This window comes from Streptomyces sp. NPDC048269 (assembly GCF_040652395.1).
In the GTDB taxonomy this organism is placed as follows: Bacteria; Actinomycetota; Actinomycetes; order Streptomycetales; family Streptomycetaceae; genus Streptomyces.
Genome location: NZ_JBEZLW010000031.1, coordinates 21,518 through 37,079, shown reverse-complemented (window position 1 = coordinate 37,079; position 15,562 = coordinate 21,518). Strand labels below are relative to the sequence as shown.

The window sequence follows — 15,562 nt, the reverse complement described above, 5'->3', positions numbered from 1 at the left end:
TTTTCGTTGTCGGCGGCCGGGTGGGGGCCAGGGTGGGTGGGACGGGAAGGGTCCCGTGCGGGGATACCGCGTCCATCGTAGGGAGGTGCCGTACGGGTGCGTACGGTGCGTGGACTAGACATGTCCGGGCTCGGATTCGCCTTCGGCCAGGAGCGCGAGGCCGGGGTAGTACTTCTTGCCGCTCGACTTCATCATGTCGGCCGGTGAGGCGAGGGAGAGTTCTTGCCGCACCCGGGTGGCGAAGGCCCGTGCGGTTGCGGGGCGGATCCCTTCACCGGCGCTGCACCAGCTGCTGTAGGCGGCGTAGAGCAGGCCTTGTTCGACTTTGAGGTCGCCTGCGCCCCGGTCGCTGCCGCGGGCGGCCGTGGCGTCGGTGGCGCAGCATTCCGTGAGGAAGCGCCCGATGTGGTCCTCGGTCGTCGCGTAGGCCTGGGTCGCCGTGCGCACGGAGGCGGGACCGGTCAGCGGGTCGCGGGTGGCGAGGTAGTGCTGGGCTCCCTCGATGAGCCAGTGCAGGATGCCGGGGCCCTCGCTCTGGACGAGCTCCTTGGCCAGGTTGTCGATCTTGCGTGCCGCGGGTACGACCCGTTCGAAGGGGATGAGGCGGATGCGGCGCCAGAAGGCGTGCCCGCCGGACGCCACCTCGGGGCGGTGATTGCCCAGCAGCCACAGCTTGTGGGTGGGGTTGAAGCTGAAGAAGTCCTGCCTCATCCTGCGGGCCATGATGCGGTCGCCACCGGTCAGCAGCTTCACGCGGGACTCGTCGAACTTGTCATTGGGCTTGAGCTCGCTGCACACCACGATGCGCCGGCCGTGGAGCTCGGTGAGTTCCGTGGAGTGCTCGGAGAACTTGCCCTTTTCCATCAGGAAGCCGGGCGGGGCGGCCTGTGCGTAGTCGCCCAGGATCTGTGTCATGACGTCCAGGAGCACCGACTTGCCGTTCGCGCCGGTGCCGTAGAGGAAGGGCAGGACCTGCGCGCCGACGTCTCCGGTGATGGAATAGCCGAGGAGCAGGTGGAGGAACTGGATGGTCTCCAGGCCCTTGGCATCGTCCCCGAACGTGTCGTGCAGGAAGCGGTGCCAGCGCGGGGTGGCCATGGCTTCCGGCGCGACGCCCGTGGCGCGCGAGTGCATGTCGCGTTCGGGGTCCGGCTTGCGCAGAACCCCGGTGTGCAGGTCCACGACCCCGGCGGGGGTGCACAGGGCGTACGGATCGCCGTCCAGGACGTCCGGGTCGAGAGCGAGCGCGGGCGAGGCCTTCGCCTGGGCCAGCATGGCCTTGATCCCGGGGGTCGACATCGACCTCCGCCGGTGCGCGGCCAGTTCCCGGTCACTGAACAGTCCCGTCGGGTCGGTGGCGGGCATCTGTTCGGCCATGTCGCCGGCCGCCCACACCGCGGACTTCTCACCTCCGGTGCGCTTCCAGCGGTACTGGTTCCAGTGGTACCAGCCCAGGCCCTCCACGTGGCGGAACTGGTCCCCGTACATCACCGCGAAGAGCTTGGCGTTGCCGCGGTCGGAGAGCAGGCCGGGGAGCCGGCCCGCCGACCGGGTCGGCTCGTGCACCGTGGCGGCGCGCTGCTGGGCAGGCAGATTCGCCGCCCCCTTCAGGTCCTGGTGGTCCTGGAGGCCCTGGAGGTCGAGCATCTGCTGGGCGGCGGCTGTGGCGTCAAAACGCGGGCCGTCGGCGCTGCTCATGTGCGTCCTTTGAGGTGAAGCGGCCGGTTGAGACCGGCGGACAGGGCAGAGGTGATGACGGCGAGGCTGCGGTGGCTCTGGTGAGGGCGTGCGGCGTCAGCGGCCGATGTCAGGAGGTCGCGGGCCCCCGAGTCGGTCAGGTGGCCCGCGGCGACGAGCCCGCCGGCGGTGTACGCGGCACGGTTCAGCTTCTCCGTGAAGCTTGCTCCGTGCGAGGCGGCGGCACAGCCCTCCACCTCGGCCAGCAGCGGGCCCAGCAGGTGGTGGGCCGCTGTGCTGTCGGGCTTCGCCACGCGTCGCGGTGCGGGTACCGGGGGGTGCGCGGGCTGCTCCGGAACCGCGTGCCCCGTTCGTTGCAGCTCTGCCGCGAGCCACTCGGGCAGGGGAGCCGGCAGCCGGGCCGCTCCGACGGGGACGTAGGTGCCCGCCGTCGTCCGGGTGGCCGGCGCGACGATGTAGCCGCCGGTGGCGCGTACGTCGACCTGCCAGGCGAGCGCCACCTTGGGGCTCGACCCCGTCGAAGACCGGTAGCGGACGGCGGACGGCGGGGTCTGGTACCAGATGTGGAGACCGCCCGAAGGGGTCCTGACGCGCAGGGTCGTCCCGTCCTCGGCCGGGTTCTCCTGCTTCCGGTAGGCCGCGAGCAGGGCCAGGGTGTCGAAACCGGAGGCCAGACCTTCCAGGTTGACCTGTTCGTGGATCGTGATGCCGGGCAGGAGCCGCGTCCTGTCGGGGACTTCGGCACTGTGCGCGTCGACGTCAAGGACGACGAGCCCCGCGGGACCGCAGGACACTCCTACGCCGAACGCCGGCTGCGCCCCCCACCAGGCGCTCAGCCGGGCGTGCTCGGTGGTCGCGGCGTGGAAGCCGTGGCACCACCTGCCGTCGGCCACGCAAGGGCAACCCTGCGGGGGGTGCGCTGCGGGCGGGCAGGTGTCGCAGTTGGCCGCGGGTGTCTTGCGTCCCGGAGCCAGCGGGTGCACGGGCCAGCCCTGTGCTGCGCACCAGAGGGCGACATCGAGGGGACTGACGCTCTCCGCGGGTGCTGTTCTTCTGCTCTCACCATGGCGCGGCACGCGGATCGTCCTTGTCGAGGGGCCCTGGAGTTGATTCAGCCCCTCGACAAAAGCCCTGGTCAGAGGGCCAGAACTCGCCAGAGAGGGACTGAAGGGACTGAGTTTCCCAATGAGATCCAGAGCCTACCGCAGGCAGTGGGGCTTTCGCTGCTGCCGCATCAGTTCTTCAGTCCCTTCAGTCCCTTGGCGACCTGCGCCGTCATGGGCTGGAGACCGCAGAGCCCGACTGCGGGTCTTCCCGCAGCCCGGGCGTGTCGGGGCTCGCCCCTCCGCCTCGCAGCTCGGACGGAGGGACCGTCCCGCTTCGGTCCCCGTTCAGTCCCTCCGACGAAAGCCCAGTTCAGAGGGATTTCGCACCCCGCAGAGGGACTGAAGGGACTCACAAGTGCCAGTTATCAGCAGTCCAGCGTCCAAGGCTCTTTGTTCACGCGTGCGCATACACACGCACACGCATGTAGGCGGAACTGGCATTTTCAGTCCCTTCAGTCCCTTCGGTCCCCGCCGCGATCCCGCCGGCAATGCTCTGACCTGCGGGTTCAGTACCGACCACGGCGAGGGACCGAAGGGACGGGGGACCAAGAGGGACGAGGCACCGATCCCCAAGTGGCGCATCCCCCACCGGGTTTTCACCGCAGGGTGAGCGGGGTCTCGGATTCGACGCGGGACAGTTTCTCCGGGTTGCGGACGTAGTAGAGGCCGGTGATGCGGCTTTCCTCGACCCGGATCGCCATGACGCCGTCGATCTCCCCGTCCAGGTGCACGAGGAGTGCCGGGCTGCCGTTGACCACGGTGGGAGAGAGGGTGATCGGGCTCTTGTTCTTGCCGAGACCGCCGATCATGAAGCGGGCGACCTTGTCGGCGCCGGTGATCGGCCGGAGTGCGGCCTGCTTGATGCCGCCGCCGTCGCTCATGAGGACGACGTCGGGGGCGAGCACGTCGAGGAGGCCTTGAAGGTTCCCGGTCTCGATGACGTGCCGGAACGACTCCAGAGCCGCCCGGGTCTGGCTCGGGGAGACGGTCTGGCGGGGGCGGCGGGCGTCGACGTGCTTGCGGGCGCGGTGGGCGATCTGGCGGACGGCGGCGGGGGTTTTGTCGACGGCGGCCGCGATCTCGTCGTAGTCGACGTCGAAGACCTCGCGGAGTACGAAGACGGCGCGTTCGGTGGGCGAGAGTGTTTCGAGGACGAGCATCAGGGCCATGGACACGCTCTCGGCGAGCAGGGTGTCCTCGGCCACGTCGGGTGTGGTGAGCATCGGTTCGGGCAGCCAGGGGCCGACGTACGACTCTTTGCGGCGGCTCATGGTGCGCAGCCGGTTGAGCGACTGCCGGGTGGTGATCCGGACCAGGTAGGCGCGCTGGTCGCGCACCTCCTCCGGATCGACCTTGGCCCACCGCAGCCAGGTTTCCTGGAGGACGTCTTCGGCGTCGGCGGCCGAGCCGAGCATCTCGTAGGCGACGGTGAAGAGCAGGTTGCGGTGGGCGACGAACGTCTCCGTCGCCGGGTCGCTGGCGTGGTCGTTCATATCCCGATCCCTCTCCCCCGCCGGCGGCCCTGGCCGGCGAAGGCCTTCAAGCAGGTATTCACAGCATGGTCCTTGTCGTTGGTGGCTGTTCGATCATGACCCACCCGTTCGGTGCGCGGCGCCGTCGACATGCGGTCGACACCGCGACGGTCACCGGACCGACAACGACAGCCCTCAGGCGGTGTGTCCAGCGGTGGCCGGCGCCTCTGCGCGCTCGGCCCGCAGCAGCTGCCGGCGCTTGTCGTCCTTGGCCCACCAGGTGCGCGAACCGGGCTTGCGCGCCTCGTACGACAGCTGCCAGGGGATGCCCTTGCAGATGAGTTCCTTGACCTTCGCGCCCGGGCGGCCGCCGAGGTAGTAGCCCTTGGCGGTGTCATCCCTGCGGGTGAGCTGGAGGACGCCTGCGCGACGGCCCAGGCTGACGCACTGGGCGACGAACGCCACGTCGATGTCCGCGGGCTGCCTGCCCGCGATCCGGCTGAGCACCGTCTCGGCGGCCTGCGGGCCCAGCTGGACCGCCGCCTGGCAGCTCATCCGCAGCGGCAGGCCCGACGGCGCGGCCGAGTCCCCGGCGGCGACGATGCGTACGTCGTCCACGCTGGTCAGCGTTTCGTCCGTGAGCAGGCGGCCCAGGGCGTCGGTGCTCAGCCCGCTGCGGGCGGCCAGGTCCGGCGCACCGAACCCGGCGGTCCAGACGGTCACGTCGCTCGGCAGCTCGCGGCCGTTGCTGAGCCGCACGGCGTCGCGCGTCACGGCCGTCACCTTCGCGTCGGGGCCTTCGAGCACGGTCACTCCGAGTTCGGCCAGCCGCTCGGCGACCGAGCGCCGCCCCCGGGGGTGCAGGGACGGGCCCAGCACGCCACCGCAGGCCAGGGTCACGGTGCGGCCCGCCTCGGCCAGCTCGGCGGCGGTCTCGATGCCGGTCGTACCCCCGCCGACCACCGTCACGGCAGCCGTCGCGGGGGCGGCGTCGAGGACCGGGCGCAGCCGCCCCGCTTCCTCGAAGGTGGCGATGGGGTAGGCGAACTCGGCCGCTCCGGGCACGCGTGGGTCGGCGCTGCCGCTGCCCACCGCGTAGATCAGGTAGTCGTAGCCGACCGCGCCGCCGGCCGCCAGTGTCACGCTGCGCTCGCCGGCGTCGATCCGTGTCACGGTGTCGACCACCAGGCGGACGCCCGCGGCCAGGACCTTCCGGTAGTCGACGACCGCGTCGTGGGTCCCGCCCACCAGCTGGTGCAGGCGGATCCGCTCGACGAACGCCGGGCGCGGGTTGATCAGCGTCACCGTCACGTCATCGCGCCGCGTCAGGCGATTGGCGGCCATCACACCGGCGTACCCGCCGCCGATCACGACCACATCGGTGTTCCCGGTCATGGTGTCTCCTCCGCTTCAAAGGGCTTCGGCATCAAGACACCGCCTGACCGATCGTTGTGACACCTCGGTGATGCTTTTGAACCGCGGCTTCCTTCTGGCGCAGAGCAGTCTGTGCCGCACGGGGCGGCCGTCGCCGGCGGTCAGCCGCGCACGTGCAGCCCGAAACCCGTCCGGCCGGAGCTGCTGCGCGTGCTCGACCTGGTCGCCGACGCACCCGCGCTGATCATGGACCATCGCCTGGACGTGCTCGCCGGGAACCGCCTCGCCGGGCTCCTCTTCCATGGACGCAAGGCGTACCGGCACCCGCTGGTCGGACTGCTGGAACTGCACCAGGAGAACTTCTCGCTACCGGACGCCTCGGGCATGGAGCTGCTGGTCCTGTCCGCGGCCCCCGGCAGCCGCGCCGAGGACGGGCTGCGCCTGCTCTCGGGCCTGGGCGCGGACAGCGGTGACGCGCATCCCCCGGTGAACGCGCAGGTCCGCGAGTAACTCAACGCCGCCCACCCGACGCCAGGGGAACACCCGACGCCAAGGGAGCCCCGGAACGTTTCCCGAGGGAACCGGCCACCGGGCGTGGGGGACGCTGCGCGCGTCCCCCACGGGTCTCAGTAGCTGGCCAGCACCTTGTATATCTCGAAGGGGCGGGCCCGTTCGGTGTCGCGGAACTCGCGCAGGGGGGCCGTCTGGTCCTTGTGGTCCGCGCCGCCCTCCCACTTCTCGAAGGACTCCCAGCTGTCCCAGTGGCTGACCACGACATAGCTGTCGGAGCGGCCCAGCTCGCTCATGAGCTGGTTGCCGAGCAGGCCCGGGGTGCCGGACATGCGGCGGCTGGCCTCGTGGTAGGCCGCCAGGACGTCCTCGCCCCGGTCGGAGAGGTGGTAGAGCACCACTTCCACGGCGGGAGCGGCACTCACGCGGCCGCCCTCGACAGGCTCGCCACGATGTCCATCGTCGTCATGGAGCCGCCGCTGCGGTACGGGTGCAGCTTGGTGCGGTGCTCCAGGTGGGTGTCGCTCGTCTCGAACTCGCGGAAGCGCGGCTCGTCCACCCAGTCGCTGACGATGTAGTAGACGCCGTCCTCGTTCTCGGTCGTGCTCTTGGACAGCCACTGGCCGCGGTTGGCCGGGTGGCTGGTGACCGAGCCCCCGACTTCCTTCCACACACGTTCGAAGTCGGCCTCCACGCCCGGCTTGATCTGCATGCGGAGCATGACCCGGAAGGTCGCGTCGGACATGGTCAGATGCCTCCGTCCACGTTGAGGGTCTCGCCCGTGACGTACGCCGACAGGTCACTGAGCAGGAACAGCACCGGGGCGGCCAGCTCGTCGACCCGGCCGAGGCGGGCCAGGGCGGTCTTCTGCGAGTACGTCGCGCGCAGGCCCGCGGCGCGCTCGGCCGGCATGTCGTCGAACGCCTCGGTCTCGATGACGCCCGGGGCGACCACGTTGACGCGTATGCCCTTGCCGCCCAGCTCCTTGGAGAGCGAGCGGGTCAGGCCGATCATCGCGGCCTTGGCCGCGGTGTAGTGGGCGCGCAGCGGAATGCCGGCGGCGGCGCCGCGCGAGCCGATGTTGACGACCGAGGCGCCCTCGCCCAGCAGCGGCAGCGACTGCTGGATGATCCGGTACGTGGCGGTCAGGTTCGTGTCCAGGACACGCGACCACTCGGCCGGGGCGAGCTCGGCGAACGGGATGTGGCTGATGACACCGGCGTTGTTGACGATGCCGTCGAGCTTGCCGTACTTCTCCTTGGCGGTCTCGACGAGCGCGTCGACCTGCTCCAGGTCGCCGACGTCGGCGCGGACGACGTAGTGGTCGCCGCCGGTCTCCTTCAGCTCCCGGCGCAGGCTCTCGACGTACTCGCTCTCCTGCACGTAGCAGGTGAGGACGTCGGCACCGGCGCGGGCGGCGGCGAGCACGATGCCGCGCCCGATGCCCCGGGACCCGCCGGTGACGAGGAGCTTCTTGCCCTGCAGTCCGAGTTCCACGTGGTGTGTCCCTTCCGAGGTGCGACGGTGGCTCACACGCAGCCGTCGACGTGAATGTTCTGTCCGGTGATGTAGGAGGCCTGGTCGCTGATCAGGAACAGCACGACGTTGGCGATCTCCTGCGGGGTGCCGAGGCGGCCCAGCGCGTTGAACTTCGAGAAGATCGCGCGCTGCTGGGCGGCGACCTCCGCGGGCAGCTCGTCGAGCGCCTCGGTGGCGATCCGGCCGGGCGAGACCGTGTTCACGCGGATGCCCTGCGGACCCAGTTCCCGGGCCAGAGAGCGCGTCATACCCACGAGCGCCTGCTTGACGGCCGTGTAGTGGACGCCGCCGGCCATGCCGATACGGGCCACCGTGGAGCCGAAGTTGACGATCGAGGCGCCCGCGCCGAGCAGCGGCAGCACGGCCTGGGTGACCTGGTGGGTGCTGTTGAGGTTCGACTGCAGCGCGGTGGCCCACGCGGCGTCGGTCAGCTCCGCGTACGGGGTCGGCGCGAAGTCGCCCGCGTTGTTGACGACCGCGTCGAGCCCGCCCAGCAGCTCCTTCGCCCGCTCGGCCAGCCGGCGCGCGTCGGCGGCGACGCTGACGTCGGCGCGCAGCACGTGCTGCGTACCGGGGAGCGGGGCGAGCTCCTTCTCCAGCGAGGTGACGTGGTCGTTCTCCTGGCGGTAGCAGGTGACGACGTCGGCACCCGCGCGGGCGGCGGCGAGCACGATGCCGCGCCCGATGCCCCGGGACCCGCCGGTGACCAGGATCCGCTTGCCCGCGAGGTCGGCGAGCGGGGTCAGCCGGGCCCGGGCGGCGGCCTCGAGCTTGCGCTTGATGAGGTTCATCTGGACCGGGGTGTTGCGGTTGAGGCGGTCCGTCATGCCCTCGTCGTCGAGGGGCGCGCCGTCCTTCATGTGGAAGTCCTGGGTCCACTGCATCCGGACGCCCTCGTCCGTCTGCGTGTACTCCCAGTGGATGTTCATGTACTCGAAGGGGCCCGTCTCCACGCGGTGGGCGCGGACGGTGCGGGTGGCCTCGTCGGTGGTGCGCTGCGAGACCCAGCTCCACACCTTGCCGTTCTCGTCCGGGTGCAGGGCGAGCCGGAAGGTGACGGTGGGGCCGTCCTGCTCCAGGACCTCGGCGACGGAGTACTCGCTGAACAGCTCGGTCCAGGACGGCACGTCGTTGGTGCGCTCCCAGACCAGGTCCATGGGAGCGTCGATGACGATGGAGTTGCAGGTGTGGCCCGCCATCAGACTCGGGCCTCCGCGAGCAGCGCGTTGACGTAGTCCACGACCTCGCGCGGGGTGTTCTCGTACTCGAGGCCGCCGTCCTCGACGGAGATGCCGTACTCGCGCTCGATCCGGTTGGTCAGCTCCAGCACGGCGAGGGAGTCGAAGCCGTGCTCGGCGAAGGAGGTGTTGGGGTCCAGGTCGGACTCCAGGTCCACCTCGCAGTCGATGCCGTCGCCCGCCTGCAGGATCCGCTTCAAGTCAGCTACGGTGAAATCGCTCATGGCTTCCTGCCCTTTCGCGTATGAGGTCAGTTGGTGTGGTCGGTGCGGTCCCCGGCGTCCACGACCAGCGCGGAGGCGAAGCCGCCGTGGCCGCGGGCTAGGACCACCGCCGTCTTGGGCGCGGTGTGCCGCGGGCGGTCGACGACCAGGTCGATGCCCAGCCCGGAGGCGGCGCGGCCGGGGCCGGCGGTGTGCGGGATCACGCCGGCGCTCAGGCTGAGCAGGGCGGTCGCCACGTCCAGGGCGGCCCCTCCCGCGTACAGGCGGCCGGTGAGCGTCTTCGGCGCGGTCACCGGGACGCGGCCGGCGCCGAATACCTCGTTGATCGCGGCGGCTTCGGCGCGGTCGAGGTCCGGTGTGCCGACGGCGTCCGCGAAGACGACGTCCACGTCGTCCGCGCCGACCCCGGCGTCCACCAGGGCCCGGCGGATCACCGAGGCGAGCACGGGCGGGCGCTCGGACCCGGCCGGCGGGTCGAACCCGGCGGCGTAGCCGAGGATCCGGCCGTAGTGCTTCGCGCCCCGCTCGCGGGCGCCCTCCTCGGTCTCGACGACCAGGATCGCGCCGCCCTCGCCGGGTGCGTAGCCCGAGGCGTCCTCGTCGAAGGGCAGGTAGGCGCGGGTCGGGTCGTCCTCGGTGGACAGCGCGCCGGTGGGCAGCTGGGCGGTCAGGCCGTACGGGCACAGCGAGGCGTCCGTACCGCCGGACAGCACCAGCCGGGAGCCGGTGTCGAGCAGCCGCCGGGACTGGCCCAGGGCGTCCAGTCCGCCGGCCTGCTCGGCGCAGATGACCCCGCAGGGACCGCGCATGCCGTGCCGGATGGAGACCTGACCGGTGGTGGCCGCGTAGAACCAGGCGATCGACTGGTAGGCGCCGACCCAGGCCGGGCCCTTCTGGTACAGCTGCTCCATCTCGCGCTGGCCGAACTCGGTGCCGCCGGACGAGCTCGCCGTGACCACGGCCATCTCGTACTCGGGCAGCTGCTCCGGGTCGACGGCCGCGTCGGCGAGCGCCGCCTCGGCCGCGGCCAGGGCGAAGTGGGTGAACCGGTCGGTGCGGGCGATCAGACCCTTCGGGACCTGCTCGCGCGCCTCCCATCCGGGCACCTCCCCGGCCACCTTGACCGGGTACGAGGACGGGTCGAAGCGGGTGATGCGGCCCAGGCCGCTCTTGCCGGCCAGCACCGACTCCCAGTGCCGGCGGACCCCGATGCCGGTGGGGGCGACCACACCCAGGCCGGTGACGACCGCGGGGCGCCGCCGCCCCTCGGGTATGCCGAGCGCGCTCATGCCGCCTCCCTTCCGTGGCCGCCGGGGCGGCCGAGAATCAGGGCGCTCTGGAAGCCGCCGAATCCGCTGCCGACGCTGAGCACGTGGTCCATGCGGTGCTCGCGGGCGGTCACGGGTACGTAGTCGAGGTCGCACTGGGGGTCGGGGACCGAGAGATTCGCGGTCGGCGGCACCACTTGATGACGCAGAGCCAGAGCACAGGCGGCCACCTCCAGCGAACCGATCGCACCCAGCGAGTGCCCGATCATCGACTTGATGGAGCTGACCGGGATCTCGTACGCGCGCTGCCCCAGGCTCCGCTTGAACGCGGCGGTCTCGTGCCGGTCGTTCTGCTTGGTGCCCGAGCCGTGCGCGTTGATGTAGTCGATGTCCTGCGGACCCAGCTGCGCCCGGTCCAGGGCCACCGAGATGGCCTCGGCCATCTCGCGGCCCTCCGGCTTGAGCCCGGTCATGTGGAAGGCGTTGGAGCGGCTGGCGAAGCCCGCCACCTCGGCGTAGATCACCGCGCCCCGGGCCTTGGCCGACTCCTCGGACTCGATGACCATCACCGCGGAGCCCTCGCCGAGGACGAAGCCGTCGCGGCGGCCGTCGAAGGGCCGGGAGGCGGCCGACGAGGGGCCGTCGGCGTTCGGCGTCGTCGCCTTGATGGCGTCGAAGCAGCCGAGGGTGATGGGCGACAGCGGGGCGTCGGTGGCGCCGGCGATGACGATGTCGGCGGTGCCCTCCTCGATGAGCTGGACGCCGTGGGCGACCGCGTCGAGGCCGGAGGTGCAGCCTGTGGAGATCAGCGCGACGGGCCCCTCGGCCCCGGCCTGCCAGGCCACCTCGGCCGCCAGCGTGCTGGGGATCATGTACCCGTACAGGTGCGGGACGCCGTAGGTGTGGTCGACGAGCCAGTTCTTCCCGCCGTCCGAGAGGACCTTGTACTCGTCCTCCAGGCCGGTGGTGCAGCCGACGGCGCTGCCGATGCTGACGCCGATCCGGCCCGGGTCGCCGGCGCCGAGGTCGATGCCGCTGTCCTCGATGGCCTCGCGGGCGGCGACGACCGCGAACTGGGCGGCCCGGTCCATGCGCCGGATCTCCTGCGCGCTCAGCCCCGCGGCGACGGGGTCGAAGTCGCATTCGGCGGCGACCCGGGAGCGGAACTTCGACGCGTCGAACAGGGTGATCTCGCGGGTGGCCGTACGGCCGTTGGAGAGCAGGTCCCAGTAGGCGTCCCGGCCGATGCCGCCGGGGGCGACGGCGCCGACCCCGGTGATGACGGCACGACGGCTCATCGGGCCCCTCCGACGTCCGGGTTGGCGCCGCCCTCTACGAGCGGGGCCTCGGTGTCGATGTGGCCGAGCTCCGGGCGCGGCGCGAGCGGGGACAGGTGGAAGACCACCTGCGCCGTTTCCGGGCCGGAATTGACCAGGCGGTGGCGGACGCCGATCGGGACGAGCAGCGAGTCGCCGGGGCCGAGGCGCACCGGCTCCCCGTCGAGGGTGATCTCCAGCTCGCCCGAGACGACGTGCAGGAACTCCTCGGAGTACGGGTGCAGGTGCTCGGTGACGTACTCGCCGTGGGCCAGGCGAAGCGTGCCGCCGAAGCCGGAGGTGCAGCCGACCGTGCGGGGGCTGAGGGTGATCCGGATGTCGCCGCCGCGCTTGCGGTTGGAGACGACCTCTTCCAGGTTGACCTTGGTGGGAGTGGCGGAGGTGGTCATCGGGCGCCGCCCATGTTCGGGCCGGACGGCGGGGTGATGGTCACGCCGCTCTCCGGGGTCCAGGAGTAGAACGGGACGGCCATCGCGTCGCGCGGCTCGCGCCAGTTCGGGTCGTACGGGGAGATGAACTCCTGCAGCCGGGTGTTGATGTCGTTGTACAGCGGGTGGCTGCGCGCCTTGTAGAGGTTCGGGCCGATGTCCTGCTCCGCCTCGACGAGGTGGAAGTACAGGTCGTGGAAGGCGAACAGGGTCCGCCTGGAGACGCCCACCATGTGCGGCAGGTCGGTGTTGTCCGAATCCGCGAAGACCTTGGCGACGCCTTCGGCGTCGGCGAGTCCCATCCTCGCCACGATCAGTGTGCGGTGCACGTTGCCCTCCTGGCTTCCTCGGTCGTTGACCCACCCTCGCGGGTGCGTCTTGAAGCTGTCTTGAAACGATCTGGACCGGCGGCCCGCACGGTCAGAGCCGCAGGTCGATCCGGTACTCGGTCAGCCAGGTCTCGAGCTGCAGGACCATTTCCATGCTGGCCCGCTCCACCCAGGCGAAGGCGCCCTGCGGGGAGCCGTCGGCGGTCAGGGCATCGGCGGACGCCGAGGTGTCGAGCAGGCCGGCGACAGCGGCATTGCGGTCGGTGGCCAGTTCGACGAACCGGCGGCGCACGAAGTCCCCGTACGCGGCTTCCTGGGTGGTCGGGTACGCGCTCTTCTTGCGGTGCAGCACCGCGTCGGGGAGCAGGTCGGCGACCGCGGAGCGCAGCAGGCTCTTCTCGACGCCGTCCACCCGCTTCAGTGCGGCCGGCACGTTGTAGACGTACTCGACGAGCGCCCGGTCGCAGAACGGCGGCCGCAGCTGCACGCCGTGGGCCATGCTCATGCGGTCGGCGCGGTCGAGGTGGGTGGGCGCCCAGCGGGTGAGCGCGAGGTAGGTGACCTCGCGGGCCCGGCGCTCGGCCGGGGTGTCGCCCTCGACGTGCGGGACCTCGGTGAGGGCGTCGCGGTAGTGCTGGTCGGCGTAGCCGAGGAAGTCGAGCTCCTTGCGCAGCTGGCGGTCGATCATGGAGGTGCCCAGGCCGCCCGCCGCGGCGTCGTGGCTGCGTTCGAAGTTGACCCACGGGAAGGTCTGCGAGTTGCTGTGCTGGGGGTCGTACGCCCAGAAGTAGCCGTTGAACACCTCGTCGGCGGTCTCGCCGGAGAGCACGGCGGCGAAGCCCGCCTCGCGCAGCCGGGCGAAGAACTGGATGAGGGAGACGTCCATGTCGCCGAGCGGGGACGGGGCGTCCTGGCCGCGCAGGGCGGCGGCGTGCACCTCGGGGTCGGTGAGGGCGGCCGTGTCGAGGAGGATCTCGCGGTGCTGCGAGCCGATGTGCTGCGAGGCGAGCGCCGCGTAGGGGGCGTCGGGGGTGGAGCGCATCGTGGGGTGCGGCTCGAAGTTCTCGGTGTAGCCGGTGAAGTTCACCGAGAAGCTCTGCAGCGGGCCGCCGCCGGCACCGGTGAGGGTCTTGTGGGCGAGCGCGGTCAGGGCGCTGGAGTCGATGCCGCCGGAGAGCATGGCGCCGACGGGGACGTCGGCGCGCAGGTGCGAGGCGACGGCGTCGGCGAGCAGCCCGCGGACGGTGGTGATGGTGTCATCGAGGCTGTCGGTGTGCTGCCGGGCGGGCAGTGACCAGTAGCGCTGCTCCTGGCTGCCGGGGCGGCGTACGACGAGCACGTGGCCGGGGACGACTTCGCGCATGCCGCGGTAGACGGAGGTGCCGGGCTTGCGGCTGTGCGCGAACAGCTCGCGCAGGCCGTCGGCGTCGACGATGGGGGCCACGTACGGGTGGGCGAGGATCGCCTTGGGCTCGGAGCCGAACAGCACGCCGGTGGGGGTCGGGTAGTAGCTGAGCGGCTTCACGCCGAGGCGGTCGCGGGCCAGCAGGAGCTCCTGGCTGCGGACGTCCCACAGGGCGATCGCGAAGAGGCCCTCCAGGTGGGTGAGGAAGTCGGTGCCCCACTCCAGGTAGGCGTGCAGGGCGGTCTCGCCGTCGCCTCCGCCGGTGAACCGGTGTCCCTTGGAGGCCAGTTCGGCGCGCAGCTCGGGGTGGTTGGTGATCGCCCCGTCGAGGGTGAGGACGGCGACGGTGGTGCCGCCTTCGGTGGCGAAGACGGCCGGCTGCTGTCCGGTCTCCGTCACGTCGAGGAGGGCCAGGCGCCGGTGGGCGAGCGCGGCATGGCCCCCGGTCCAGATGCCCTGGCCGTCGGGGCCGCGGTGGGCGAGGGTGGCCGCCATGGTCTCGACGACGGCGGCCTCCGGGGACAGGTCCCGCTCGAAGTCGACCCAGCCAGCGATTGCGCTCATCGGGAGGTCCTCTCATTCATGGCGAGTTCGGTGGTGTCGCTGGTGGTGACCGTCACGGCGACCAGGGCGAGCGGAATGCCGGTGACGGCGGCCCGGAAGTCGTCCAGGGTGGGCGCCGGGCCGTCCTCGGCGACGAGGATGCCGAGCCGGCGGTGGGCCGCCTCGGCGCCGTAGCGCTCGTACAGCTCCAGGTAGCCGCGGGCCGTGCGCTCGGGGTCGGTGACCAGCTCGAAGCGGACCGGTTCGCGGCGGCCGCGCCAGGTGAGTTCGCCGTCGGCGCCGCCCGCGAAGTTGTGCCGCCAGGCGCTGCCGGTGGCGATGAAGAGGCCGTCGCCGAGGCGGTGCACGCCCGCGGGAACGGTGTGCGCGGCGCCGCTGCGCCGACCGGTGAAGTGCAGCAGCGCGAGGTGTTCGGCGACCGGGCCCGGGTCGGGCCGGGAGAGGATCGCGATCATCCGGGCATTGGCGGCGGCGCGGTCCTCGGCGCCGGGCAGGGCCCGTGCGACGCGCGGGGCGCCGGTGAGCGCCTGGCCGGGTGCGGCCGTCATGACAGCACCACCGCGGCGGCCGTCAGGGTGCAGCCGGCGATGGCGAAGCAGGTGCGCACCAGGTGCCAGTCGCGCCACTGGGTGCGGGGGTCCTGCCAGTCGGGGCCCAGGTCCTCGGGCTGCGTCTTCTTGACCCGGTTGTTGATGGGTACGTTGCGGGTCTGCGAGACGATGGCGACGCCGGTCATGGCCAGGGCCGCGGCGATGAACAGTGCCCGCGGGCCGCTCTCGTCGGCGCGCACGGCGAAGACGGCGTCGACGACGACGGAGCCGCTCACGATGAACGGCATGAAGCGGTCGTACCGCTTGCCGAGCAGCTTGTGGGTGTCGACGTAGCGGTCGGGGGTCATCGCGATCAGGGCGGGCATGACGCTGACCGCCACGGCGAAGAGCACCCCCGCCACCAGCCCGGTGCCCAGCAGCACCAGCACACTCAGGGTTTCCAGCACGGCCCGAGGCCTCCCGTCCAGCACGGATCGTCAACAGCGGTACGAAGGTTTTCAGCCGGGGCTCGCGCGCCGC

Annotated in this window: 15 protein-coding genes and 3 pseudogenes; 1 reads left to right on the top strand and 17 read right to left on the bottom strand. The window is 71.4% G+C overall.

The window, feature by feature from the left end; genetic code table 11:
* Positions 1–114: 114 nt before the first annotated feature.
* The 4 genes from AB0D48_RS26920 to AB0D48_RS26905 form a co-directional block, all read right to left on the bottom strand.
* Positions 115–1,698 (bottom strand): phage/plasmid primase, P4 family, encoded by a 1,584-nt coding sequence (locus AB0D48_RS26920; protein ID WP_362402099.1) that lies wholly within the window; start codon positions 1,696–1,698, stop codon positions 115–117.
* Complete coding sequence (locus tag AB0D48_RS26915) at positions 1,695–2,774, bottom strand: bifunctional DNA primase/polymerase (RefSeq protein ID WP_362402096.1); 1,080 nt, start codon at positions 2,772–2,774, stop codon at positions 1,695–1,697. The genes AB0D48_RS26920 and AB0D48_RS26915 overlap by 4 nt, the downstream gene beginning before the upstream one ends.
* A gap of 626 nt (positions 2,775–3,400) precedes the next feature.
* Complete coding sequence (locus tag AB0D48_RS26910) at positions 3,401–4,297, bottom strand: RNA polymerase sigma-70 factor (RefSeq protein ID WP_362402093.1); 897 nt, start codon at positions 4,295–4,297, stop codon at positions 3,401–3,403.
* A gap of 174 nt (positions 4,298–4,471) precedes the next feature.
* Positions 4,472–5,671, bottom strand: a complete 1,200-nt coding sequence (locus AB0D48_RS26905; RefSeq protein ID WP_362402090.1) for an FAD-dependent oxidoreductase — start codon at positions 5,669–5,671, stop codon at positions 4,472–4,474.
* 168 nt (positions 5,672–5,839) lie between these two features.
* Between AB0D48_RS26905 and AB0D48_RS26900 the strand changes: the two are divergent.
* Positions 5,840–6,160: pseudogene (locus AB0D48_RS26900) on the top strand (hypothetical protein); the annotation flags it as partial.
* 116 nt (positions 6,161–6,276) lie between these two features.
* On the opposite strand, the gene AB0D48_RS26895 reads toward AB0D48_RS26900, so the two are convergent.
* The 13 genes and pseudogenes from AB0D48_RS26895 to AB0D48_RS26835 form a co-directional block, all read right to left on the bottom strand.
* On the bottom strand, positions 6,277–6,585 hold the full coding sequence (locus AB0D48_RS26895; RefSeq protein WP_328930686.1) for an antibiotic biosynthesis monooxygenase: 309 nt from the start codon (positions 6,583–6,585) through the stop codon (positions 6,277–6,279).
* Positions 6,582–6,905, bottom strand: a complete 324-nt coding sequence (locus AB0D48_RS26890) for an antibiotic biosynthesis monooxygenase family protein (RefSeq protein WP_362402086.1) — start codon at positions 6,903–6,905, stop codon at positions 6,582–6,584. The genes AB0D48_RS26895 and AB0D48_RS26890 overlap by 4 nt, the downstream gene beginning before the upstream one ends.
* Before the next feature lie 2 nt (positions 6,906–6,907).
* Positions 6,908–7,657 (bottom strand): SDR family NAD(P)-dependent oxidoreductase, encoded by a 750-nt coding sequence (locus AB0D48_RS26885; RefSeq protein ID WP_362402082.1) that lies wholly within the window; start codon positions 7,655–7,657, stop codon positions 6,908–6,910.
* Between the two features lie 32 nt (positions 7,658–7,689).
* Positions 7,690–8,406 (bottom strand): annotated as a pseudogene (locus tag AB0D48_RS26880) (SDR family oxidoreductase); the annotation flags it as partial.
* 45 nt (positions 8,407–8,451) lie between these two features.
* A pseudogene (locus AB0D48_RS26875) lies at positions 8,452–8,898 on the bottom strand (SRPBCC family protein); the annotation flags it as partial.
* Positions 8,898–9,161, bottom strand: a complete 264-nt coding sequence (locus AB0D48_RS26870; protein WP_328930689.1) for an acyl carrier protein — start codon at positions 9,159–9,161, stop codon at positions 8,898–8,900. The pseudogene AB0D48_RS26875 and the gene AB0D48_RS26870, both read right to left, overlap by 1 nt.
* 26 nt (positions 9,162–9,187) lie before the next feature.
* Positions 9,188–10,450, bottom strand: coding sequence for a ketosynthase chain-length factor (locus AB0D48_RS26865; protein WP_362402078.1), 1,263 nt, complete (start codon positions 10,448–10,450; stop codon positions 9,188–9,190).
* Positions 10,447–11,727 (bottom strand): beta-ketoacyl-[acyl-carrier-protein] synthase family protein, encoded by a 1,281-nt coding sequence (locus AB0D48_RS26860; protein ID WP_362402075.1) that lies wholly within the window; start codon positions 11,725–11,727, stop codon positions 10,447–10,449. Before AB0D48_RS26860 ends, AB0D48_RS26865 begins: the two co-directional genes overlap by 4 nt.
* On the bottom strand, positions 11,724–12,155 hold the full coding sequence (locus AB0D48_RS26855; protein WP_362402072.1) for a cupin domain-containing protein: 432 nt from the start codon (positions 12,153–12,155) through the stop codon (positions 11,724–11,726). The genes AB0D48_RS26860 and AB0D48_RS26855 overlap by 4 nt, the downstream gene beginning before the upstream one ends.
* Entirely contained in the window at positions 12,152–12,523 is a 372-nt protein-coding gene (locus AB0D48_RS26850) for a TcmI family type II polyketide cyclase (protein WP_362402069.1), read from the bottom strand. Before AB0D48_RS26850 ends, AB0D48_RS26855 begins: the two co-directional genes overlap by 4 nt.
* Before the next feature lie 91 nt (positions 12,524–12,614).
* A complete protein-coding gene (gene asnB / locus AB0D48_RS26845; RefSeq protein WP_362402066.1) occupies positions 12,615–14,492 on the bottom strand; it encodes an asparagine synthase (glutamine-hydrolyzing) in 1,878 nt (625 codons plus the stop codon).
* Positions 14,489–15,040, bottom strand: coding sequence for a hypothetical protein (locus AB0D48_RS26840; protein ID WP_362402063.1), 552 nt, complete (start codon positions 15,038–15,040; stop codon positions 14,489–14,491). Before AB0D48_RS26840 ends, asnB begins: the two co-directional genes overlap by 4 nt.
* Positions 15,037–15,489, bottom strand: a complete 453-nt coding sequence (locus AB0D48_RS26835) for a DUF1772 domain-containing protein (RefSeq protein WP_362402060.1) — start codon at positions 15,487–15,489, stop codon at positions 15,037–15,039. The genes AB0D48_RS26840 and AB0D48_RS26835 overlap by 4 nt, the downstream gene beginning before the upstream one ends.
* Positions 15,490–15,562: the final 73 nt, after the last annotated feature.

What these genes read in the sequence shown, in the direction of transcription:
- AB0D48_RS26840 (WP_362402063.1), bottom strand. Translation starts at nt 15,040, where the DNA reads ATGACGGCCGCACCCGGCCAGGCGCTCACCGGCGCCCCGCGCGTCGCA.
- AB0D48_RS26890 (WP_362402086.1), bottom strand. Translation starts at nt 6,905, where the DNA reads ATGTCCGACGCGACCTTCCGGGTCATGCTCCGCATGCAGATCAAGCCG.
- AB0D48_RS26905 (WP_362402090.1), bottom strand. Translation starts at nt 5,671, where the DNA reads ATGACCGGGAACACCGATGTGGTCGTGATCGGCGGCGGGTACGCCGGT.
- AB0D48_RS26855 (WP_362402072.1), bottom strand. Translation starts at nt 12,155, where the DNA reads ATGACCACCTCCGCCACTCCCACCAAGGTCAACCTGGAAGAGGTCGTC.
- AB0D48_RS26860 (WP_362402075.1), bottom strand. Translation starts at nt 11,727, where the DNA reads ATGAGCCGTCGTGCCGTCATCACCGGGGTCGGCGCCGTCGCCCCCGGC.
- AB0D48_RS26865 (WP_362402078.1), bottom strand. Translation starts at nt 10,450, where the DNA reads ATGAGCGCGCTCGGCATACCCGAGGGGCGGCGGCGCCCCGCGGTCGTC.
- AB0D48_RS26910 (WP_362402093.1), bottom strand. Translation starts at nt 4,297, where the DNA reads ATGAACGACCACGCCAGCGACCCGGCGACGGAGACGTTCGTCGCCCAC.
- AB0D48_RS26920 (WP_362402099.1), bottom strand. Translation starts at nt 1,698, where the DNA reads ATGAGCAGCGCCGACGGCCCGCGTTTTGACGCCACAGCCGCCGCCCAG.
- asnB (WP_362402066.1), bottom strand. Translation starts at nt 14,492, where the DNA reads ATGAGCGCAATCGCTGGCTGGGTCGACTTCGAGCGGGACCTGTCCCCG.
- AB0D48_RS26870 (WP_328930689.1), bottom strand. Translation starts at nt 9,161, where the DNA reads ATGAGCGATTTCACCGTAGCTGACTTGAAGCGGATCCTGCAGGCGGGC.